Here is a 23,401-nt window from a genome sequence, read left to right on the forward strand (position 1 = left end):
GTATGTCCTCCTGATATAAATAATATTTCGGTGGAAATAGTCACTTAGAAAGCCCTGATTCGTGCAGATGCCCTTCGCCTAAACAGCCAAGGTTACTTGTTATAAGACGCCTGTTGACGAGCTTCATGCTTTCCTGCTGCTATTTCACACAAAGGCTATTGTACCATGAAAAGCTAGATTTGTAAAGAGATTTTACGCCTTTGTTTGTGTCTATTCTTTTGAGGTAGTAAAAAAATACATCAAAAACGGAAATATAAAAACAAGGCTAAACAATTTTACTTGCTCAGCCTTGACATCTACTAAAATTTCTGATAGTATTAATCTTACTGATAAACAAGCACCAATTGTTTATCTTTATGAGAGGTACGTTGCTGCGTGCCTCTTTTTTATTGATAAGATTATTATACACTATTTCTTCCTGTAAGTCAAGAGTTTAAACCGTTTTGAAGCATACTATCTATTTATTTTTTTCCCTACAAAACGTTGTTTATCTCTCTGCTTTCGCCCCTTCCAAGAAGCATTTACAATCGTTCCTAAACTCCTTGGAGCTTGATTAATCTTTTTTCGTACTTTTGCACTGCTCATTCCTTCTGAGTGGTATTTTTCATATTCATTTCTCCAATTACCAAAAAATAAATCTCGGAGTTCTTGATTGTAAGACAGCAAAATAAGATGGGACATCGCATCGGCATGGTTTAATGACCAATACATCCCTCTATTTTTCATCCGATAACTTATTTTGCGATGCTGACTTTCCATGATTCCTAAACTTGCTGTATCTAGATTCCTCTGTTCAGGTGGCTGCGTATATTTAAAATTTCCAAGAATTCTATTCTTAAAAACCGTAAAGGTATCAATCTTTTTTTCGTTCCGATTAAGCAGGACTAATGATTCTAGAGTATCAATAGCTGTTTTCAATTTCTGCTTGCAATGGCTATCTATAGCTTTCATAAATTGATCTAGTAGCTCTTCTGAATACGGCTTGACCAACTTTTTTATTTCTTTGTTTAGATGGTATCTATCCCAAAAATGTTGATGATGCTTAATTCCTAGATCATTTGATATCTCTTTAAATAAATGTGGAGTATATCCATGACCCATATCTGAATTTGTCACAAGTAGAGTATCTGATGTAATTTTAAAGTGATTATAAATATAATCTACTACTTTTTTCCTTGCTATTCGATTATTGGATGACACAATTTCCACCTTATTTTTTAAAATTTTCCTCTTTCCGTACTCCTCCGTTCCAGTATGGATGACAAAATGAGATAATTCTTTATTCTGTTGTTCTTTTTCACGTCCACTGACCTTTATCCAGACACCGTCCCCTTCAAGATAAATAACAGGAGCCTCAATTTTTTTGACAGGTACTTCATCGCTATAGAAACGATAATTTTCTTTTTCATTTAACAATTGACTTGCTAGTTTAATCGCTTTTAACACCGTGTCTTTAGTAATATAAACCTGGTACATCAGTTCAATAACTTCCACTACTTTCCGATACGGTAACATTGTAGCTAGTTTAGTGATTTGATACAGCAGTTCTTTGGAATAGGCAATACGTTTCTCCAAACCTAACTTCTCATCTACTGGAATCCTACATTTCCCATTCTTATACCAGCGCCTTCTTGAAAAAGTTACCTGGCCAAACGTAAAAGTAACGGTTCTCTCAGCATAGTTTACAAATTTGTAGCCTCTAGCTCTCATTGTGGGAGCAATATAGTTGTCATAGTCACTTACAAATTTATGAAATCCTTGTAGATTTTTCTCTTTAAATTTCTCTACAAATTCTCTTTCATCAATAATTTTTGTATCCAAATTAAAAACACTCCCAACTAAAATCATAATAAAAAAGTATAAAGATTTTAGTTCAAGAGTTCAAATGTTTTTTGTCAGCAAAGATAAAAACCTTCCCTATAAGGAAAGGTTTTTTGATTAAAATTATAATTACAATTATATTTATATTTATATTTATAGTGATAGGTTTTCAATCAGTTTATCAAGGTAATCTGATGCAGACTTTGCACCAGCTGCTTTAGCAATTTTATCCAATTTTTTCCGATTGCTTGGTTTCAAAGTAAACTGAAATTGTTTCTTACGTTCAAAACTTTCAAAGCTGGCTACATCTGAAATCTGCTCAGGTTGATGGGTTGCTTCGATAATCTGCGAAATCTCTTTTTCTTTTGGTGTGAATGCCATGACAATCTCCTTCTAATTATATTTATAATTGTATTTGTGTTTATAAATATAATTATATTGTATCATAAATTTTGGAAAAAGTCTGCTCCAGCTCAGTGAAAAACTTTTTATGTTTTTGATAAAGCTCAGGATTGTCCTCCATATCTGCAATAGAGATTTTATCAATCGTGGAATGATTGAATAGCTCTTTTGCTGGTACAATTCCTAGAAGATTGTCTGTTCCCTTTTCTTTAGCTTCAAGTCCCAGGGCTTCCAGTAATTCTCTTGATGATCCATAGTTTGGTCGGATCATATTTGCTAAGAAATATAACTCAGCAGTAATGTATGATTCTCTTGTACGATAGTCAATCACATCCTTTCTGAATGCTTCTAACCGAGTTGATAGATTGAATTTGGCATTATAACCAAACTCTGAAGGAGTCAAGGGACTAATAATAGCGTGACTGACCGCAACAGCATTTTTAGTAGCTGTCGCAAAGTCTGGCCTACAATCAATCAAGATATAGTCAAACTGATCTAATTTCTTTTTTTCGTAGTTATCCTCTAGCCAAAGATAAAGTAGCATATTTTTCTTATCACTGTTCTCCAGATCTCGTTCCACCGTGTCAAGTTGCACCGAACCTGGAATTAGACTGATATTTCCCTTAACTTGCTTAATATCCACATCGCCACCTTTAAAAGCATTAGCAATTGTATTCTTGCTCTCATAGATATTGTAACACTGAGTCAAATTACACTGATGGTCTAAGTCTATAAAGAGAACCTTATGACCTTTCTTAGCCAACCATTCCCCATAATTAAAAGTTAAAGTAGTTTTTCCAACACCGCCTTTAATAGCCGCAAAAGTAATAATTTTCATTCTATTTCTCCATTCCATCCGTAATAGCAATGGCTACACATTGTTTCTTCTTCATCTATCCACCAACAAGCTCCTTTGTCAGAAGTATAGCAAGCATTGTTCCAAGTGCAACCGCAAATTTTGCAATGAGATTTTTCTGCCATCTACTATCTCCTTATTATTTTCTATACTTCTATTATACCATTATAATTATATTTGTCAATATGTTTATAATTATATTTATAATTATTTTTTTACAATGAAGTTTCTCTATCCTTACGCTGCTCCACATTTTTCTCAATGTCTTGATGTAGCTTATAATCTTTTGTAATTGCTTCTACTCGTTGATACAAAGCCTGGCGCTCAAAGGTCGCCTCTTTAACAAGTTTATCAATCTCAGCTTTACGAGTGCTAGGATCTACTCTCAAGTCTTTCAGAATAGAAACAGCTAGTTTCACTTCCTGAGGATCGCTTGATTCCAATGCAAGAAATGCAGACTGAATTTTATTAAGCTCACCCAAACGTTGATCTAGTTTATCAAGCAAGTTATCTACTTCTTCCAGTTCCTCTTCAAAACGATTTAACAATTCATCAAATTGCTGTCCTTCTGTCACTCCATGAGCAGATAGATAATTATATTCACGAACAAGCTGATCCAAACTGGAGATTTTCGGATTTTTCCGGACAATCATTTCTCCGTTATCATACGACAACTGAGAAGCGACTGTTTCTCCCTTCATGTACCGATTCTTATCAGCGTGTTCAGGATTAACAAAATAGTAGAAATCATTTTTTCTGATAAAAATTTCATAAGAGCCATCTTCTGCTTTTTCAATCTGATGAGCTGGAATAAGAATGGTTCCCTTATTTCTAATCCCAAATTCCATTTCAAGATAGATCCCATTTTTTGTTTCTTCCATCACCTGCCATTCTTCAACTGTGATTCTCATTTCAAAATCATCTTCTCGTTCCGCAACCATTTTTTCATATTCAGATTTAATTACATCGACAGAGAAGGTCACCTCGTTACCAACCACTCTCTCATAAATTTTCTCTAAAGAATAATTTCCTTTTTTTGATAACGTGCGATCCCTAACATTTCTTGTTTGATCCTGGTCAGTTAAACGATATTTTATTTCCTTCCCTGAAGTATCAACTATTAGATTTAAAGCTCGTGCCTTGATCTTAAAATCCTCTAAAGAGGTTGAGTGTTTCAAAAGAAAATCTATGCGTGATTTGATTTCATAACGAAAAGAGTTCTTTTGTCGATAAGCATGATAGGTTTTTCGATTAGTCCATAATCTCTCTTTGAGAATTTTAGCTCCAGCCAAGTCAGAATACTTGTTTGAAATATTGAATAAGCTTCTAGCAGTATTTTTCTGCCAACGAAACTTTTTTAATGTAACAGAATTAGTGGAATTGAAAATGATGTGATTGTGAATGTGCCCCTTATCCATGTGAGTCGCTATGACAAATTCATGTTGTCCACCAGTTAACTCTAAAATTGTTTTTCGACCAATTTCATGAATTTCTTGTGGAGTCAAGTCATCTTCAGGAGAAAATGATTGGATGATGTGGTGAGCCAAAACCCGATTCGGATTTTGAATATCAGATAGTTCTTTTGTCCCTGCTCGCTGAGCTGCATTCTTTTTGGTCAAAAGAAATTCTTCTGTCGCTGTGCTGGCATCTGTAATTCCATAAGTAGATACAAGTTGCTTGACTACTCGGCCATCTTTAACCACTGCTGGAAATTCCAGCTGTTCGTCTTGTTCTAAAAAACTCGTTTTAGTTGGATTCTCGATATAGCGTAAAGCATTATTTAAACTTTTTGTATCAGTCAACTCGACCGTCTTTGCTTCATCCTCAATATATTTTGTAGATCGTCCTAAAGAAGCCACTCCTTTTATCTGCAACACTTTTGTTACAACCATCGCTCTTGTTCCTTTGTTTGATTTTCCTGTTTTTGGATAAATTGATTGACGGTATCTTTCAGATGTTTTTGCAGTTCAAGAATCTGACTCAATTCATTGAGGCTAGCTTGATCATCTTCGTTTACCTTTTTTGCAACCTGATTAATATTGACCCCTATCCGATTTATTTCTTTACGCAGTTCTCTCAATTCTTCAAAATTTAAGATTTTGACCTCGCCCATAATCAACATAATTCGGGCAAAGGCATTAAAATTTGTCATTCCAGATTCTGCAACTTTAGTTGAAATAAACCGTGCCTCTTCTTCCGTCAAACGAATTTTTTTCTGAATCATTCGTTTTCGTTTTTCTCCATTTTTCAAAAATCATCACCTCTGTTCTGCTATTTCTTGATTGAGGGGCTCAGCCCCTTTTCTTCTGGCAAGATTAGCACTTGGGTACCCAAATGCTGTTTTTAAAAAGGTCAAATATGATCAGGGTGTCATCCCTGACCATTCTTGACTTTTTAAATTTTTGGGGAAATCCCCAATCCCCTAATCCCTGCAAGCAGGAATGTTGTTCTATCACGAGGGAAAAGTTTGACTAAACTTTTAAGTCTTCCAGTAGAAGCTCCATTGTATCAACCAGCTCCATTTTTAAAATTTCGTCTTTTAGTTGCTCAAATCTTTCATCACTCATTCCTTCAATTTCTTTAAGTGCAATGGGATACATTTCTACCTCTTCTAACTCATAGTTTGTTTTGATTCGCATATCTCTACGAAGAATGTAGAGGCATTCTTTACGAGAAATATGCTGATTGACTTCATTCACCTTTGGCGAATCTGTAGCCTCATTCTCAAAAAATATCTCCATTAAAATATCAAAAGTTTCTTGTCTTAGATTTTCAATCATCTTCTGTTTCTCCTTTTTTGTTTTTCTTCCGACGGGTTAGTGCCTCCATTAGTGAGGGCTGCTCAGGAACTTTTTTTCTTCCACCTGCTTTACAGCCTCCGCCTTTTGATTACCCAATTGCTCAGATTTTTCTTTTGCCTGTTGGAGTTTATCAGCAAACTTATCTTTCGTTACGCTTTTATTTTTCACCAGTTCTAACTTAGCATCCATTCGATCAATCAAACTTTTTGCTTCCTTCTGAACAATCTGCAGTTGTTCCACCATATCTTCAAAACCATTTTTATCTTTCGCCCAAATAGCCAAATATCCAAAACTGTAACTACTCGTATCAAAACCAAAATGATTAGCTACGACATAGGCTACACTTTCAGCTTGTAATTCTTGCTTACGATATTGGTCGTCCCCATATTGGGCATTAGTTCCTCTGTGTAAATCTGAGTGAGCCATTTCATGAAAAATTGTTTTTAGAATCTGTTCTTGACCCTTTAATCCTTTTGAAATGACAATTCTATTTTCATCTGGAGAGTAATAACCATTTGCTCTCTCTCTTTTAATTTCTTCAAAACTGATAGAGACTTGATTATCCATCGAAACTGCTTTGGCTGCTCGATATAAATCTTCATAATCTTTGACAGAACCAGTTAATTCATTAATTGCTTTTGGCAATTCTTTTCCTTCTGTTTGAGAAACATCAAAGACATTCCCTAACTTGAATCGAGTCACAGTGACTTCCTTCTCTTCCATTCCATTCTCAGACGAAGAAAAACTCAACTCATTTTGATTAGCAGAAATTTTAGTTTTCACTTGATACGGAACCCAAATTTTCAGAGCCTTAGAACCCTTTTTGACTGTTCTTTCAAAATCCGTTTTCCATTTATTAAAACTTGCAACATGGGAGACATTAGGATTCTGCATCTTCAGCAAATGAATATTGTTGAGGGAGTAGTTATGAAACTTACTCATCGTATCCAAGAAAGATTTAAACTGTTCTGAATCCAAATAGTTCTTCATTCCCTCTTTCAAGTGTTCAGCTAAAGCTTTTGTATCTTTATTTGCGACCAACTGGGAAATGGTTTGCTCCGAATTTTTAGTAGCAACTTCTTCGATAATAATAGCACCTGCAGCTACTTCGGCATCTGTCCTTCTTTCTCGATCTTCCTGCTTTTTATGAAGGTTAGAAGCAGCATTGTATGGATCTGTTCCTTGCAACATCTCATCAGAATTAGAAATACCATCACCATCCAAATCACGATCCCTCTCATCTTTTCGGTTATACTGATAAATTTTTTCGTATGGATTATCTGGTGTATTCTGCGAATTCTTGACTTGTGCTTTTTCAAATTCATCCCGAATGTTTTCGATGGTTTGTTCACTCGCCAATCTCTCCAGATGATACTGATTGAATAGTGCCCCATCTATCTTCATCAACTCTGGATGCTCTCGCATTTCTCGTGTTCCAAGTCTTTCTTTGTGAGCGATTGGGTTAATCTCGTCCCCAATATCGTAACGGATGCCATCCTGGATCAGTTCACCATCAGGAGCGTAGATACTAAACTGGATCTTAGTTGGAGAGATGTAGGCTTCTGGGTGACCACCAGTTACTTGTTGTATCCCTTCCTGATGTAGCTGATAGAAGCTCTGATTGGCCTTATATAGTTCCTTAGCAAAATCTTGATAAGATATCAGCTCTGTTTCTTTAAATGGCAATTTAGGCCCATCTGGGCGCTCTTCAGCCCATTGAAGTCGTACATGGTAGTTCTCCTTATAGATATAATCTTGTTTCCATTCTTTATAAAAATCTGAATTTGTATCTAAAAGATGATCTTCTCCAGCTGCAGCAACAATCTGATCAAATTTATCATTATGCTGCTTCGCATAGTCAAGATACTGATTCCAGGCTTGATGAAATCCCTCTGGAGTTTTTGAGATATCACCTGGCACACCTAAATTATAGACAGTATCTAAGACTTGAGTAAACGTAGCCGGATCAAGTAGGGGGTTATTCAGTGTATTCTCTGGAGTTGTTTGTTCAATTTCTTTAGTTGCATCAGGCTGGATTTCCTCAAACAAGCCATTTTTCATAATGGATTGCAATTCTTTGCCCCCATCCTTAATATAGTCCTCATTGATCGATAGCTGTTCAATGTGGCCATTACGTTCACGGAATACAGCAAGAATAGGAGTTTTATCTGCCGTCTCCAGTTCTTTGACCAGTCTTGCTCTGGATTGAAATACTGATACTGGAATATAATTTTCTTCTTCCAGCTCTTTAAACAGTAAAATAATATCTTTATCATCAGACTTTATAAGACTGTCAAAGCGCCCATTATATCGTCTAAGATTAGTTAAATCATCAAAATAGAAAGACGTACTTTCTGTTGCTACTGAAAGATCTGACAGGACGTTGATTTTGTCAAAAGCTGCATCATTGTTAGCCAAAAGAATATTATCAAAGTGTCCGTTTCCCTCTGCAAAATCACGTAAAGTTTTTTCAGGTGTCTGCCCTGGTGCAAGTGGCTTGATCCCCGTCAAGTGCATGAAGTGTTTTTCTTCAAAATTTACTTGTACAGTCTTATCAGGAGTGACATAATAAATCTTAGAGTTAGCCAATTCAGCCAAATAATACTGCGCTGCATTCTGAATAGTTTGACTACGAATTGGACGATTCAATTTAGCTAATTCATGCGAGGAAATAGAATGATAGTGGCCATCGTTACTTGACTGAAACTCTTCATTTATGGTAAAATATAACAAATGAGAGGATAACGTAGGACGACTGGTAACAGAGCGTTCAAAGGTACCAACTTCTGGTACGGGTGTGGGACTGCCTTCAGCCTTGGGCTGTAAAAACCCCTGACTACCATTGGTCCTCTCATTTTTTTGATACTCTGAATGCACATCTAGCTCTTGAGACTTCCCAAGAGCTTTTTCTGTGCTCTGATTTTCTTCCAGCGCTCTACTAGGATCTCCAAGAGGATTGGAGGGCTTTTCAAAGGTCACTGTTTTATCTGAATCAATAACCATCTGTTTTTTAGGCTCTACTGAAAAGCTGATATTATTCCAGTTCTGCTTCAGCCATTCCGCATCTTCTGGAGATAGATTGCTTTTATCTGGAGTCAAGGATGATTTTTGAGTCTCATTCGTACGTTTCTCCTGATTGGACAGCAACTTGTTTACTATCTCTTTTTCTTCATCCGTATTAGGCCGATATTTAGGAGATAGTTCTAATCTCCCTTCCTCGGTCAATTCCAAAGCAACTCGACGTAGCCCTTTTACGAAGTAGATATTTGGCTGCTTAGCCCACTGCTTGACCTCTCCAGAATCAATTAAAGCTTGTGTCTCTGGTTGAATAACCAGTCCATCAACTTTATCTTGAATGGCTTCTAGGCGTTCTAATTCCTTTTTGTAACGCTTGATAGTTTCAGGCCTATAACTCGATTCCCCACGTTCTGCCTTCTCAATTTCTTCCCGAATACGGGGAATATTTTGGACACTCATCTCCAGACCATTCCCCTGCCGGTTGAGACCCGCTGCTTTTCGGTCTTCTATTTCCTGGAGCCTTTCAATTCGCTCTTCTTGTTCCTTGATTTCATCCAATTTAGAGAAGACACGATTTTCAATTTGTTCTTGCTTCTGCATAAAACGGCCTCCACCTCGTTTATCATTCATAGGCTGGCCATTCGTTAGGGACTGATGAGAATAGGCTGCATTAATCGCCTCATCAGCTTCCCCTTTAAGTCTCTCTAGCTTTCGTTTAGCTTGCGCCAAGCGACTGTTATCTGGCTTTTCTGCTTCATACTCAGTCCCTGCTTCATGTACTTCCGACATAGTATGTTTCCTTTCTTTCTCTTGATTGACAATCCTTGTATATTCCTGATAGACTTCTTCCTTCGTCAGCTGCCTAGCTGAGACAAAGGCTTTTACATCATCTGTAGTTAGCTCTTGCGCTTTTGCGAGAGCTATTTCTTTTGAAAAATAGCCCTGGTAATGCCAGGACTTTTCATCTGCTATGTAAACGTGCGCCAAATCCTTAGGAACTTCATTCTCCCTCTTCAGGAAATCATTCCAATCTTCCTTTTCCTGATTGAGCTGAACGATAGGCGGAATCGCAATCTGAACTGGAATCCCCTTCTCCTGCAATAGAGTGATAAAATTCTGTCCTGCAGCATCATTATCTACAGCCAACGTAATCACATCTTGATGCCGACCATCTTTGAAATAATCCGTTGTGTTGACGACAGTTTCTAGAGCTTTTCCAGTATTCTGATCTATTTGATAGGATTTACCGTTCATCTCTGCATACAATTCCATAAAACGTCGGCTAATGATGCCCTGTTTGACACCATCCATAGCTACTAAGCGGACATCCTGAAGCCTATCCTTATGAAGCTCATAGTAGCTCATTAAATCAATTGGGGCTTCCGCAAAGACCAAACGCTTAGGCTTCCCAATATCCACCGAAAATCCCAGTTGTCCATCTGAATTTCTCATAATTTGTTTTAAGCGACCACGTTCTGGATAATACACTCGATTCTCTACTATTCCCTGGAGACTAGCGCCAGCTAAAAAGCCCGTGTTGTCTTTATATTTAAAGACAATCACAGGCTCAAAATAGTCTCCTTTTTTTCGGGTTGCCTCCGCCATACTCCCCTGACTCAAAAAGAAATTAATCGTGTCATCTGAAAGACCTCTCTGAGTCTTCAGGTAGCTTCTAGAAGCCTTGAAATCCTGATGCTCATATTTTTCCAGGTTATAGTAAAAGGGCTCTTTTGGGGCTATCTGAACCGCCAAATCCACTTTCTTAAATTCTCCTGTTTCCAAGAAGTGCATCGCTTCCTTGTAAGTAACACCCTGGATAGTTTGAACTAGTTGAATCACATCCCCAAATTCTGATCGAGAATTCCAATGAAAGTCATTCTTCTTTACATCGATTACAAACGAATCATGCTCTGTCCACTTATAACTATAGGCTCCCGTGCGCTTTAGCCTCATTCCCAGTTGTTCCGCAACAGAAAGGATAGATATATTTTTAGCTGCTTCTTTAGTTAATGCCATCTCTTGCCTCCTCTACAATGAAAATTCTGGCACTTCTTTTTCTAATACATCTTGTGTTCGCTCTTTTTCAAGCTCTTCTGCTTCTACAAAACGTTTTAAATCAGGAAAATGGAGTTGGGCTTGTTTTAGCTTATCATGAATTAACAAGTTCTCATCGATATGATAGACTGCTTCCTGATGGCCATTAAACCCTTTCTCTAGATCAATATCATCAAAGCGGATAACAGCCAACTCTGTCAAACTTCCCTTATACCAAGCTCCAATCTCACTTTCAAGATAAAGCCGAACTGATTCTCTATCTTCCGTCTTTGTATCTCGCAAATAGGCCAGTTCCCAGCTTTCACCCTGAGAATACCCAGTGACTTCTTGAACAATTAGCTCCTGGTTGTTAGTGCTTAAAATCCGATTAATATCGTCTAAACGGGGAACTAAGATTTCCTGAGCTAGAGAGACTGCTTCTGTACGATAGTCGAAAAATTCATATTGTTCCCTATCTTCGACATAGTTCCTAACGAAATCTGAATAATGAGGGAAATGTTCCTGAAAGCTAGGTGAAATCATCCCGTAGATATAGGCTTGTCTTAATGTTTCAAACTGGGCTATTTGATAATATGATGGATCGAGCTTAGCTTCTTGATTAAACATTTCCTTGATACTTTCTGGAAGTTGTATTGGCTCCGAATCTGGCCAAGTTCTCTTGGAATAGTTGATTACTTCCTCGTAGAGAATAGTATCAATCTCTGAATTCTTCATTTCAAGCAAAGCCTCTACAATTTGAGCTGATTCTGAAAGATTGGAACGATAATCAGTAATCAAGCCATCTTTACGAACCTCCCACTCCTCAACTTGAGCATTTTCTGAAGTTCGTAGTAACAATACCTCCTCAGCTTCCAGATCAACTCCAATGACCTGATCACCATTGGGTAGCTGATCCATCTCCAATTCCTGAATCTTAGCATCTAATTGATTATTAACCTGAAGCAAGTCTTGCTTCAAATGAAATAATTCTTCTGCATTAGCCTTTAATTCCTCAAAATACTCTCTGGAAATCTTCACTGGTCGAACCAATAAATCTTTCTCTCGTTGCTCTCGAGGGTAGGAAAATAAGTAGGGAGCAACTTCTTTGAAATCTTGATAATTCATCCATTTTATAGATTCTGTAACAATCATATTTTGGACATCGATGACATCTGTATGAGGAGTAATCCAGCCAGATAAAGCCAACTCTTTTACGGCTTCAGATAGGGGGTAAGAAGGAATATGTTCTAAAATCCCCTCAAAATAACCAATCCCTCGAGCAGTCTCTTCCTCAACTTCACGCTTCATTCGTTTAAATTGTTTTTGTGGTAATGTATTCATTCTTTATCCTTTCTAACTCACTTTGAGAGGAACTTCCTCGACTTCCTTAATCCCAATATGAATAACATTTTCTTCCCCAACCTGGTCTTTCCACTCATCAATATCGCTTAGATATCGCTTGTAACGATACCAGTTATCATCGTTCGGGCCATTACTTAAGAGGTGGGCTCTTGGATGCGTGTCCAGGTTAAATTTTTGATCTCGAAAAACATTTTGTTTGGATAGGAAGAGCAGGGCTTCTGTTGTTCCAATTGTAGCAACCTCATGCGGTGTCAACAATTCCCGGCCAATTTTGGAGTTCTGCTTGGAACTACTGCCATTTCTTCCCCTACTCTCGCTATAGTTCTGATCATTCAAAGTCTGCTTACCAGATCGCTCAGATAAAGCTCTCAAAGTATCCGGATCATTTGTCCCCAGATAAAGAATAGCCCCACAGTTATTGATAATTGTTTTCGTGTTCTCTTTACCGTATAATACTTCAATCTGACTTTGAGATTGAACCATCATTTTAATAGAGATTTCTCGAGACCGAATAACAGAGATAATCGGTGGCAGATTAGGAATCTTGCCAATCTGTCCAAACTCATCCGCCTCTATCTGAACATGCAGTAAATCCTTTTTAGACTTTGTTGGATGCTCACCTAGCAAAATTGCATCTGCAGTCTTTATCAAGACATCAAAAATGGTACTAAAAAGAAGGGCAGACAAAAACTGATAAGCTGGATCTACTTCTGGAATATGAATGAATACAGCAGTCTTTTCTATATTCCATTTCTCAATCTCCAGCGTGTCTTTTTCAATAATCTTTCTCAGCTGTTCATGGTCAAACACTGAGAAAGTAGTCGCAAAAATGGCATAAACAGAAGCTCGTGTCTGACCATCAAAGTTTTTATTAAACAAGCTCCACTGCCTGCAAGCATAATTCCCCGGCAATCTCCGCTCCAAATCTTCAAACATTAATTCAACTGGACTTTCCGCTTCTGGATGATTCCGTCTCAATTCCCGAATCATATCCGTGACTTGACCTAGATTTGGCATATAATGATCAAGCTGGCTGTCAAAATAAAGATAGCCAATAAGAGAACGCATCAAAAGCTTATTGGCCGCCGGCCAGAAAGGATCGCTTTCATGATCATTTCTATTCAAAGATTCCGTGATCGCCTCTGACACTCGGTCTATATCCATTTCATTATGAACATATCTAAAAACGTTGAAACCATCGGAATTCAGAAAGGTAATCAGATCAAAAATTTTCATCTTATAGCCTTTTCCCAGTAGAGATTTCCCAGTCTCATGAATGAGAAGTCCTTTGGTATCCGTTGTCACAAAGCTAGAGTTCCCTTGTAATAAATTTGGCTTTACAAAACTCCGTGTCTTCCAGTCCCCCGTACCTCCATATACCAAGACATTTTTATTAATTTGATTTTCAAAACTCAAACGGTTATTAAATAGTCCCATCTGGCTATTTTGAGTGAAGACTATATTCTTTTCAGGTTCTTCGTCTCGGAATCTCATTAACTCTTCTCTTGTCGCAAAACGAGCTGATCCATGTTCTTCTCCATAACGGTAAGTCCCCGTATCCGTTACTCTCAAATACAGTAGAAAAGCAATCAAAAATCCGCCCATACCAACCAATAAAGAAGCAGGAGTAAATTGAAAATCAATCCAAGAGTTATCGCTTAGATGGTCGCTCATCCAGTTAAGCTTTCCAAGTCCAAATACATCCGTTACTGAATCGGTATCTGGTGCTAACAGCCACAGTTTAAAAAGCCAATGAAAGAGATAAAATAGGCCTAATCCTAACAACAAATATGGTCTAAGTCTCCGTTTCTTCTTTTCTGTAATCATTTCATTTTCCCTCCAATCTGTGGTTCGATATTTTCCGGAAGAACAAACTCCTTCGTATGAATGTTTACCTGGAGGGAAGCAATTTTCTCTTGTTCCACTGCTTTGAAATGTTGCAATTTCTCCTCAAAAGAAGTTGTTTTACCATTTTTAAGGTTTCGCTCATTGAATCCTTTCGGATCTCTTGTGATGCCTTCTAGTACATCCTTAAAGGCTTGTTCGACAACACCTTTATCTTTTGCATTGAAAGCAAGAGTTGTCTTACCATCAGGGTGTGTATAAAAAGAAAAGCCAATCCCGTATTGGCCAAGTTCTTTTCGAACTGCCTCGAGATTGACTTCATTATGTAATAATTGCTGGACTTCTTTAGCATCTGCTGTTGCCATGAATTTATTCCAGTCTGTCTCACCAGTAAAGACTACATTCTCCCCTCTGGCTTGATAAATTTCAATTCCTTTAGAGCACACCAGGAAAAGACCTTTTAAAATTACTTCTCCTGTCACAAGAGTTGCCCGTCCTAACTGGGCTACCACTTGTTCTTGTTCCATTTTAGCTCACCTCTTCAATTTTGAAATAAAGATCTTTCAATTGAGTGGCTTGAGATTCTTTAGTCAAAATCTGTTGTTGCAACTCATCGATCCTATTTTGGCACTGGGCAATTTCCTCGTTTGCTTCTTTGATAAAATCTTCGTTAGATTTGATTTTATTTTTAATAGATTGCTTATAAGTAATCGTCTGAGCCTCAAAACTATCAATAACCTCTGAAGGTAAATTTACTGTAGTCGCATGAGAAAGAGAGAAAGAAGATTCAACCTTTTGATCAGGAATCATTTTATTCTCTTTCTGAGTAAATGTTTCAACAACCGGTGATACTTCTTCTGTAGCTGCATCCTGTGTATTTTCATCTTGTGAAGGTTCTACTTGTTCTTCCTCATTTTCATCTAATCTACTGAAATGATCCGTAGTCCATTCACTAGAAGAATAGTTAATTTTATCTTCCAAAGGCACTTCCTCTCCAACCTGATCTCGAGGCTTCTGAGAAACTAGCTCAGCAATTCTTTGTCGAGCCATATCAGCCTCTTCCTTTAACGTTAGATCCTCTAATTCAGGATCTGGTTGAGGTTCTCGTTCGGCTGATGAGGAGGTATTTTCTTTATGTTTTGCTAAAAAATGAAGAAAACCTCTCTTTTTCTTTCCAGTACTCGTACCAAAATTTTCCAGTAACTGATCAATGATTCCAACAAAAGGTATTTCAAGACTAAGTTCTTGTAGGATTTCACCTTCAGCATCGAGAGAATAAAGCCGATAGGTTCCGGTTATTCTATTACTCTTCATTCGTTCGTTGATGATTTCTAGCTTTGAAAACAGCTCGTCTCGATGCTCAAATGTTTCCTCTTGTTTAGTCAGCTGATTGATAATTTTATACATGGTTCACTCCTTGGTTACTTGATTGTGCTGGAAGGATTAGATCCTTCATTTCCTGATAAGATAGCCCACTTTCTTCCGAAAGGGCAACGAAAAGTTGAGCCTCCACATCCCTTTCCTGGACTGTGTAGTTCTTGATTTTGTCAGTCGCTTCTTCTTTTTGTCGTTGCGCTTTCGCCTTGTCCCTCCTGATTTTTTCAAGTTTATTTTCAAGTTGATTTATTCTCTTGTTCATTCAATTCTCCTTATCGACTACTACTGGATGAGGTCGTTTGTTCAGCAGAGGAAACTGAAGTCGAACTTGAACTGCTAGTATCTGAATAAGTTCCTATACTTTGCCCCTTTGCTTCAGTCAAGACGATCGGCTCAATTTTATTAATCAATAGCTTCCCTGATTGCTCCACATAGGTCAACCGAATTGTAGCCTTAGTGGTACCAGTAAGCCCCTTAGAATCTCGATTATCTTTTTCTGTTAAGGTTGTACTAGTATATTTAATCTGAGCTAAAGCAACTTTATGTGTTTTATCAATGTAGATAGAGCCAGATTCATAAGATTGGTCAACCACATACCCCTTATAGGTCTGATTGACTGGCTTTTGTTCTTCTTGAACAGTTTCCTGATACATAGAATCAGTCATAAAAGGCTTATATCGTGGACGATTCTCTTCTAAATCCTTTTTGGTATAGTAAGCAATTAGAAAGTCCTCGACCTGCTGTTCAGTAAGAGATAGTTGTTCCTGTTGTTTCTCTTCTGGTTTTTGCTTCGCCTCTTCCTGAACTTGACTATTCTGTCTCAAATTCTGTTGTACTTGAGCAATAGAAAAGCCCAGGACAATACATAAAATAGCAGTGACTCCGATGAGAAGTCTCTTGACCATTTTGATTAACTTTTGATTATACATTCTTTTCCTTTCTTATTTAGGGGTAACAAAATAGATGCCTGATTGTGGTGTCAAGGTACGCCAAGTCGTTACATATAAACCACGAAAGTTCATTTCTGAAATCAAGAAACTACCATCGCTATTAACGTACTCACAGAATGCAACGTGACCATAGATTGGTGATGCTCCAGCTACACCATTCATGAATACAACTGCAGAACCTGGTTTTGGAGTCGTTGAAATTTCATATCCTTGAACTTGACCACTGTCAACCCACTGATTGGCATTACCCAGATATGGATAAATTCCAATCCCAATCTGAGCAAAGCGATTATAGACGTACCAAGTACAATTGCCTAGTTCATAAGCATTACCTGAATAACCTTGGCCTTCTAAAATTGCTTGATCTGTAGGTAGTCCATAAGGGAGCTTATCTTTATATTCTGCTGGAACTTGCTGGCTAGATATGCCTGTCGAACCACCTCCTTTATTTTTTAAGAAGTTCAACCATTGACGAGCCGCAGATTGCCGTTCTAAGAGCTTGTTCCCTGGAACCCCCAACCAAGAATTCAAGAAGTCCTCCGCAAGAGCTTCTACGGAACCTGTTGAGGTTACAATTCTTTTAAAAGCTTCTCGTCTAAGTGGATCATCTGCTTCTAATAGGAATTTAGTTTGAACTTCCGCAGACCAAATATCTCCATTCATATCTTTTGCAAAATTCCACAATGCAAGAGCACGGGGGCCAGTAAATTGACCAATCCCAATCCCAATATAGTGCAATCCATTGACCAAGTAACCTCTTTCGTTTAAAGGTAAGGTAGGATACATAGCTTGAAAGGCTCCCCAGTTGCCAACTAGATTTTCTGCAGTTGGCTCTTTAGCAACCTTATCAAATTGATTATTGGTTAGAAAGTCTGTTTCATAGCGTTTAAAAGTGATGGAACTCTCAATATCAAATCCTCCCAAAACGGCTGCAATCCCTTCATCAGTTGCTTCTGGTATATTCTTTTTGATTGCATCCGCAAAAGCTCTTGCACGTTTTCCCTTCTCTCCAGATGTTTCAATACTGCTAACAACAGACGTTGCTTGTGTGTACTCTACACGCTGGAAGTAAAAACCGACATTGACATAAGTCCAACTCTTTTCAACATTACCATCTTTGTCTTTCTTATTTGATCGATCAGGTTCTAGTTTTTGATAATAGACCGTTTGATTTCCTTCAGATGCCACCTTTCCAATGATATCTCCAGATTTGACATGATCTCCTGTTTTGTAACGAATCGTATCTACATTCTTATACAGAAACTTGGAATTCTCATCACTGATTTCTAGATCATTGCCATTTACTTCGACTTTCCCATCTAAAACGGCTAATAGAGTCTGACCACCTGAGGCCTGCAGAACAGAACCATTAAAAATTTCCGTCTTAGTTTTATACCCAAACCGCTCAATAATTTGAAGTGGAGTTTGCGATTCAGGCTGATCATCCGTATAAAACGGATTATCCAACTCTTGAAGCAACATATATTTTCCGCTATCTCGAGCAATTTCTAAGAGCTGTTTATACTCTTCTAACTCATCCTCATTCAGTTTGTAAAGATCATTCTGAGTATATAGTTCTTCCATCGTTTTAAGATTGTCTTTATCCCCATTCAAATCTTTCCATAACGTATTTAAGTAAGTTTTTCCTAGATTATTTTGCGAAAAATATTTGTTTTCGTCTATGTGAAGTTTATCCGAAACTTCATCATACTTATAATTCAAGTACAAAAGCGGATCATCAATTTTTGTCCAATAATCTACCTTATCATTAGATTTTTCACGATCCAATTTTGAAAGATACAACCAGGTATCATTCATATCAAACTCATCTTGACGGGTAATTCCTGAACTACCAATACCAAGTATTGCCAGAAACAAAAGCAGACCAAAAGCAATCAGATAAGCCTTAAAACCAAATGGATTTTTGATAATAGCTTTAATCGGTTTAGAACCTACACGGTAGACCTTCCTAGCCTTCTTGGCAGCTTTCCCAGTTTTAGAAGCGACCAAACGTTTCTTATAATCCTGAATACGACGAGAGAGTTTTCCTTCCCAAGAAAATTCTCTTGGAGTTCGAGTGAAGCCTCTACCCTTAGCCTTATTGTAGACTCTATTTCCAAGGCTATAGCTCGATTTAACCATTCCTTGGCCAAGTTTACCACTATATTTCCCAATCGTTTTGATCCGTTTCCCTTGAATCTGAATATCCTGATACCGATATTTAGCTCGTGCTATATCTGATAGTGTATCATCCTGATGCGCTGCAGAACTAGCTTGTTGACTCGCAGAACGTTCTAAAGCCTGTTTAGTAGCACGATAAAACTTCTTCTTACGTGAACCACCGTTAGCCTCTTGAGCAACTTTGAAGACTTTTTTAGAAACTCTCTTCTCTAGTTTTGCCTTATCGAGCTCTTTCTTGAGTAACGCTAACTTTTTAGCACCTTCTGGAGTTAATGATTTTCCTTGTTTCTGTAAACTTTTATATGCCTTGTTTAGAGATTTTACCTTGGCCTTTGAAGCTCTAAATTGTTTACGACTCTTCTTCACTATATGGCGCTTAGAACGTGTTTGTTCTTTTAGCTCCTTCATTTGCTTAGCACTATCTTGTTGAACAGTTCGGTAATTCTTCCGAACCGTCTCCAGTTTTTGATCTAACTTATGACCGATTGTGTTTGGTCTGCCTTGATCCTGATTCATAATGAGACTCCTAAGCGTCTGTTGCGACTAAGTTATATAACTTAGTATTCTTAGGTATTGGATTCTCAAATGGCACTACAACTGGCCCTGCTACGATTAAGCCGGTACCTTTAGCTTTTGGTCGAGCCAAGTAGCGAATCTGTTTGTCAGTCAGATTGACAATCTCCTTTAAGATAGCCAAATCCTGGGGCTTTTGTTTGAGCAAAATCATGAACTCGCTATTTGAAAGCAACTTCCGACCTTCTTCAACAGCAGCCAGCGTTTCTACGTTCTGGGTAATCCCTGTTGGAATCGCACCGTATTTCCGAATCCGTGAATACAACGTAGTAAAGAAGTCTGCTTGCGCCTTATTCTTAAATAGAATCTGCATCTCATCAAAGTAAACCCAAGTAGTACATTTTCCTTGATTTTCTACAATTTGATTCCAGATATAATCCTGAATAACCATCAAAGCGAATGGCTTCAATTTGTGAGACAACTTCTTCAAATTAAAGATAACAAAGCGATGATTGAGATCCACGTTGGTATTGTGAGCGAAAATATCTTGAGAACCAGTTGTATAGGTTTCCACTGCCAAAGCCAAATCTTGAGCTTCTGGCTCTGGTTGTTCCTTCAATACCTGGTGCCACTCTTTTAACGTTGGAGTAAAATCCTCTGTCAAATAGCGCTCATAAGTCACACCTGTTACCCGGTCAATAATCCCAATCTGTGCATCTGTCACCTCAGATAGAATCGATTCAAACAATCCCATCAATAAGTTTGCCTTATCTCCAATCGGATCGTCATCCTCATCATCCAGACGATCTAGGTCTGGTAGATCCAAAAGATTGATATGTGTTTTAGAACCAATCGAAATATCCACCATCTGAGCACCGAAAGCACGGCCAATATCAGAATATTCATCTTCGGGATCCACAATGATTACTCGATCTTCTGGATATTTCAGCAAAGTCGGAATGACTTCTCCACCCTTAATCGTAGTAGACTTACCAGATCCAGAGGAACCAAGCACAACACCAGAACCCGTATTCAGATCACGTTTTCGATCTAGTGTAATGATATTGTTTGATAATTGATTTTGACCATAGTAGCGAGCAAGTGAGCTTTCAGACTTCAAATCCACGTTAGTAAAAGGGACTTGCGTAGCAATATTAGCTGTAGTCATCTTTCTCATGAAATTCTTCTTCACATTTACGAAACACTCACCGATAGGTAAAACCGTATTTAGAGCCTCTTCTTGGTAATAATAGAGATCTTCAAATTCTACCCCTAGCTTCCGACCAGCACGCTTAATCTTCTGCTCATTACGTTGTAGTTCCTCCTGGTTATCCGCCTTAAAATACACTGCAATAAAGCCAGAGAAGATTTTCTGATCATACTCAGTAATCTCATCTCGCCACTTCTTGGTAGCTTCCGAGATTTCTTGGTCACGACCAGCAACGACCGCATCATCAAAGATACCAGATTGAGCAGCCTTACGTTTAGAACGTAATTTCCCAATTTCAGCATCTGTTTCTGCATCGTCAATCTTCTCTAAGATTTCAACGTTCTCATAGGGTTCTGCATGGATAGTAATAGCCAGCTCCAGCCCCAGTGTCGTCAAATCTCGAATAAGCCGATCAGACATCCAGTTAGGATAGCGACGTGCATAGAGCACCTTGCACCAACGATCATCTATAACCATCCGTTTTTCCTGAAATTCAATCCGATTTGGAGCAATAAATGATTTCGTTGACAAACCAGATAAAGCAATTTCTCTGTAATCAAAATTGACATACGGGTTATCTCGTAACAATTCAGAAAATACCTTTAGACGATCCAAGCCATTCATTTCCTTAAATGTAATATCAGATTCCTGAAATTGCGTTCCCAGGGAAACTCCAATATCTTGTAGTAACAACTGAGCCTGTTTTCGATCATCAGCGTTCGTTGAAATGGTCACATACTTATGTACCTCGAAGTTGTTAGCATGTGTTGTAAATCGCTCCTTAATCATCCCATTCAACTCCTCACGATAGTCATCGTAGCCATCGTTTGTTTCTTCAAACAAGATATTCTGCAAGGAGTTATCCGATACTCGACGGTTGATTACTAAGAGTTGATAGTTACTGCCCTCATCCAGTGAATTAAGAGCATCCATCGTTGTATCGATGATACTCTCTTTTTCATCTTGTTGAGCTGTCGAGTAAGAAGCATCTCCCAACATAAAGCTACGAGAGTACTTCTCACGTGCAACGTGCATCAATCCATCTTCATGTAGATGTGTGTAATTGATCGTGTTTTGCGTTGTAGGTTTCATCTGGCGACGCAAGCGTTCAATTTTTTTCTTTTCTGCTTTTTCTAGTTTTTCTCTTTTGCTTTTGAATAAACTCATCTTTCGTATACATTCCTACCTTTCCAAATTCTGTCTCATAGGTTCTTTGTTGGATCCGGAAAAAGAAATCGATTTTTTCTTTAATCCGCATTCGCTTGGTCATGCCTGTACCGTACATTGCCCCAGGAACTACAAATAGAGCATCCCAAAGATAAATGTACCAATCAGGTAAACCAAAGAAATATATCGTAATTGTCCCTGAGACAGCTATTATCAAACATACGTAGAGAACAATCATTCTACCTGTTAATCCAAATAAAATTGGTCTGTCCTCGGTTTCAAATTCTCTTAAAAATTCTGATCCAATTTTTTTCAATTATTTTCCTTTCATACAAAATCACATTGAACAATTCTAATTTTTCTAGACATGGATTACACTCCTAAAAGTTGCTTAGCTTTTCGACTGGTTCCAACAAGTGTAAAGATGTATATAACACCTTTAGCGATTGAAGCAAATGCTGTTCCCCAACTTCCACTAGATCCTGCCGCAACTTTTAACATATCTGTAGTGACTAAACCGTTATATACAACAGATACCACAATTAGAACAACTCCAATAAAGGCAGAAGCAGCAAAGTATTTCAGGAAGTTAATCGTAACAGAGCGTAAGGAATCCATCATAAAGAACGCCACTAATAATGGAGCCAAGGCTTTGAGCATATACAAATCTAAATATCGTAAGAAGATGATGATTCCCAGCGTAATATTAGCAATAAATTCAGTTAAACCGCCAACTAGACCAAAAATCAGTTTTTCAAACCAGCCTTTGACCGCCCCTTGCGCATATTGATATTTATCAAGTTGTGAGGGTACTACATGGGCAATTACCTTCACGACAATATTAAGCAATTCCAGAATGGCATCACAAATTTGGGATGAGGCCGAAATCAAGATGAAAGCAAATAAATACTTCATCAATGCCTCTAGCCAAATCTTCTGCGTTAGCGCACCTCCCCTCGACTTGACCATTTGTGACCATGATGCCATTTCAAACCAGAAAAAAAGACCTAAAAGGATATACCCAATAGGTCGGACAGCATTGGCCATCATGGTTACAGCTTGGTTAGTATCAAAACTGTAACTGGAAAGAGAGCTAGTCAACTCTCTAATATCTAAATTCATAGGCTACTCCTAAAATTTTAGCTGTGATAATGCTGCAACGATTGCGGCTGCAATTCCTGCAGAAGCTACGGCCAGATACGCACCATTAACCATAGAATCAGAACCATCATCCTGTCTCTGCTTATCTTTATTCTTTCTTCCTTGAATAAAGTCAATTGCACCATTCCAAATCCAAATAAGACCTGTAATTGTTCCAACAACACCTAGACCAGTAATAATTTTTGTAATGATTTCCATTTGTTTTACCTCTTTTAATTTCATTTTTTATAATAAAAAGCACTGTAGAGATTACCTACAGTGCTTAGCACGATTCTATTTTTATAGTTCATCAAATTCCTCACGATAAATCGTCCGAATAGTAGCTACCAGAAGAGCAAGTACAATCATAATAGGAACCTCAATATGTGGATATGGAATGAAATTAGTTCCGCCTGCAGGAATTGGAAATTCACGAACTGCGCCATCAATCCAAGCACGTTGAACAAAGCCCATAACATGAATTCCATACCACCGAAAAACATCATCCCCTACTGAAGGACTAACCCAATGTAAAATATCAATCAAAAGCCAGAATGGCAAAAACATGGCTAACCCAACACAGCATTTAGATACAATCCAAAATATAATAACTCCAAAAACTGATTTTACGAAATTAATACACCAAAGAATGATATAAAAGGGAGCCGTAAAAATTCTAATAATAGCTACCCATAACCAGGAAAAATCACTCCCAAATTTCATA

General features: G+C 37.9%; 20 protein-coding genes. All 20 read right to left on the reverse strand.

The window, feature by feature from the left end; translation table 11 throughout:
• Positions 1-453: 453 nt before the first annotated feature.
• Positions 454-1,821 (reverse strand): ISLre2 family transposase, encoded by a 1,368-nt coding sequence (locus ATE34_RS05760; protein WP_084873490.1) that lies wholly within the window; start codon positions 1,819-1,821, stop codon positions 454-456.
• A 153-nt stretch (positions 1,822-1,974) separates the two neighbouring features.
• Positions 1,975-2,202: a hypothetical protein gene (locus tag ATE34_RS05765; RefSeq protein ID WP_084911290.1), complete on the reverse strand. Its 228-nt coding sequence runs from the start codon at positions 2,200-2,202 to the stop codon at positions 1,975-1,977.
• 52 nt (positions 2,203-2,254) lie between these two features.
• Positions 2,255-3,061: a ParA family protein gene (locus ATE34_RS05770; RefSeq protein WP_084911291.1), complete on the reverse strand. Its 807-nt coding sequence runs from the start codon at positions 3,059-3,061 to the stop codon at positions 2,255-2,257.
• Positions 3,058-3,204 carry a hypothetical protein gene (locus ATE34_RS05775; RefSeq protein WP_061587149.1) on the reverse strand — a complete coding sequence of 49 codons (147 nt, stop codon included), beginning with the start codon at positions 3,202-3,204 and terminating at the stop codon, positions 3,058-3,060. Before ATE34_RS05775 ends, ATE34_RS05770 begins: the two co-directional genes overlap by 4 nt.
• A gap of 90 nt (positions 3,205-3,294) precedes the next feature.
• A complete protein-coding gene (locus ATE34_RS05780) occupies positions 3,295-4,971 on the reverse strand; it encodes a helical hairpin domain-containing protein (protein WP_084911292.1) in 1,677 nt (558 codons plus the stop codon).
• The gene (locus ATE34_RS05785; RefSeq protein WP_394335038.1) at positions 4,962-5,303 is read right to left on the reverse strand and encodes a plasmid mobilization protein; all 342 of its coding nucleotides are present in this window, start codon (positions 5,301-5,303) and stop codon (positions 4,962-4,964) included. The genes ATE34_RS05780 and ATE34_RS05785 overlap by 10 nt, the downstream gene beginning before the upstream one ends.
• Before the next feature lie 247 nt (positions 5,304-5,550).
• Positions 5,551-5,859, reverse strand: a complete 309-nt coding sequence (locus ATE34_RS05790) for a hypothetical protein (RefSeq protein ID WP_084911294.1) — start codon at positions 5,857-5,859, stop codon at positions 5,551-5,553.
• Positions 5,860-5,907: 48 nt separating this feature from the next.
• Positions 5,908-10,914, reverse strand: a complete 5,007-nt coding sequence (locus tag ATE34_RS05795) for a PBECR4 domain-containing protein (protein WP_084911295.1) — start codon at positions 10,912-10,914, stop codon at positions 5,908-5,910.
• A 12-nt stretch (positions 10,915-10,926) separates the two neighbouring features.
• The gene (locus ATE34_RS05800; protein WP_084911296.1) at positions 10,927-12,273 is read right to left on the reverse strand and encodes a hypothetical protein; all 1,347 of its coding nucleotides are present in this window, start codon (positions 12,271-12,273) and stop codon (positions 10,927-10,929) included.
• Positions 12,274-12,285: 12 nt separating this feature from the next.
• Positions 12,286-14,121, reverse strand: a complete 1,836-nt coding sequence (locus ATE34_RS05805) for a VirD4-like conjugal transfer protein, CD1115 family (RefSeq protein WP_084911297.1) — start codon at positions 14,119-14,121, stop codon at positions 12,286-12,288.
• Positions 14,118-14,666, reverse strand: a complete 549-nt coding sequence (locus ATE34_RS05810) for a DUF3801 domain-containing protein (RefSeq protein ID WP_000434506.1) — start codon at positions 14,664-14,666, stop codon at positions 14,118-14,120. The genes ATE34_RS05805 and ATE34_RS05810 overlap by 4 nt, the downstream gene beginning before the upstream one ends.
• A gap of 1 nt (position 14,667) precedes the next feature.
• A complete protein-coding gene (locus ATE34_RS05815) occupies positions 14,668-15,546 on the reverse strand; it encodes a hypothetical protein (protein WP_084911298.1) in 879 nt (292 codons plus the stop codon).
• Positions 15,539-15,778, reverse strand: a complete 240-nt coding sequence (locus ATE34_RS05820; RefSeq protein ID WP_084911299.1) for a hypothetical protein — start codon at positions 15,776-15,778, stop codon at positions 15,539-15,541. Before ATE34_RS05820 ends, ATE34_RS05815 begins: the two co-directional genes overlap by 8 nt.
• Before the next feature lie 10 nt (positions 15,779-15,788).
• Positions 15,789-16,445: a hypothetical protein gene (locus ATE34_RS05825; RefSeq protein ID WP_084911300.1), complete on the reverse strand. Its 657-nt coding sequence runs from the start codon at positions 16,443-16,445 to the stop codon at positions 15,789-15,791.
• 12 nt (positions 16,446-16,457) lie between these two features.
• Positions 16,458-19,163 (reverse strand): phage tail tip lysozyme, encoded by a 2,706-nt coding sequence (locus tag ATE34_RS05830; RefSeq protein ID WP_084911301.1) that lies wholly within the window; start codon positions 19,161-19,163, stop codon positions 16,458-16,460.
• A gap of 10 nt (positions 19,164-19,173) precedes the next feature.
• Entirely contained in the window at positions 19,174-21,537 is a 2,364-nt protein-coding gene (locus ATE34_RS05835; RefSeq protein ID WP_084911302.1) for a VirB4-like conjugal transfer ATPase, CD1110 family, read from the reverse strand.
• On the reverse strand, positions 21,479-21,853 hold the full coding sequence (locus ATE34_RS05840; protein ID WP_000719645.1) for a hypothetical protein: 375 nt from the start codon (positions 21,851-21,853) through the stop codon (positions 21,479-21,481). The genes ATE34_RS05835 and ATE34_RS05840 overlap by 59 nt, the downstream gene beginning before the upstream one ends.
• Before the next feature lie 56 nt (positions 21,854-21,909).
• Positions 21,910-22,659 (reverse strand): hypothetical protein, encoded by a 750-nt coding sequence (locus ATE34_RS05845; protein ID WP_001046960.1) that lies wholly within the window; start codon positions 22,657-22,659, stop codon positions 21,910-21,912.
• Between the two features lie 9 nt (positions 22,660-22,668).
• Positions 22,669-22,896 (reverse strand): hypothetical protein, encoded by a 228-nt coding sequence (locus ATE34_RS05850; RefSeq protein WP_000402889.1) that lies wholly within the window; start codon positions 22,894-22,896, stop codon positions 22,669-22,671.
• 81 nt (positions 22,897-22,977) lie between these two features.
• Positions 22,978-23,400, reverse strand: a complete 423-nt coding sequence (locus ATE34_RS05855; protein ID WP_000668392.1) for a hypothetical protein — start codon at positions 23,398-23,400, stop codon at positions 22,978-22,980.
• Between the last annotated feature and the right edge of the window lies 1 nt (position 23,401).

It is taken from the genome of Streptococcus oralis subsp. tigurinus (genome assembly GCF_002093545.1).
Taxonomy (GTDB): domain Bacteria; phylum Bacillota; class Bacilli; order Lactobacillales; family Streptococcaceae; genus Streptococcus; species Streptococcus oralis_C.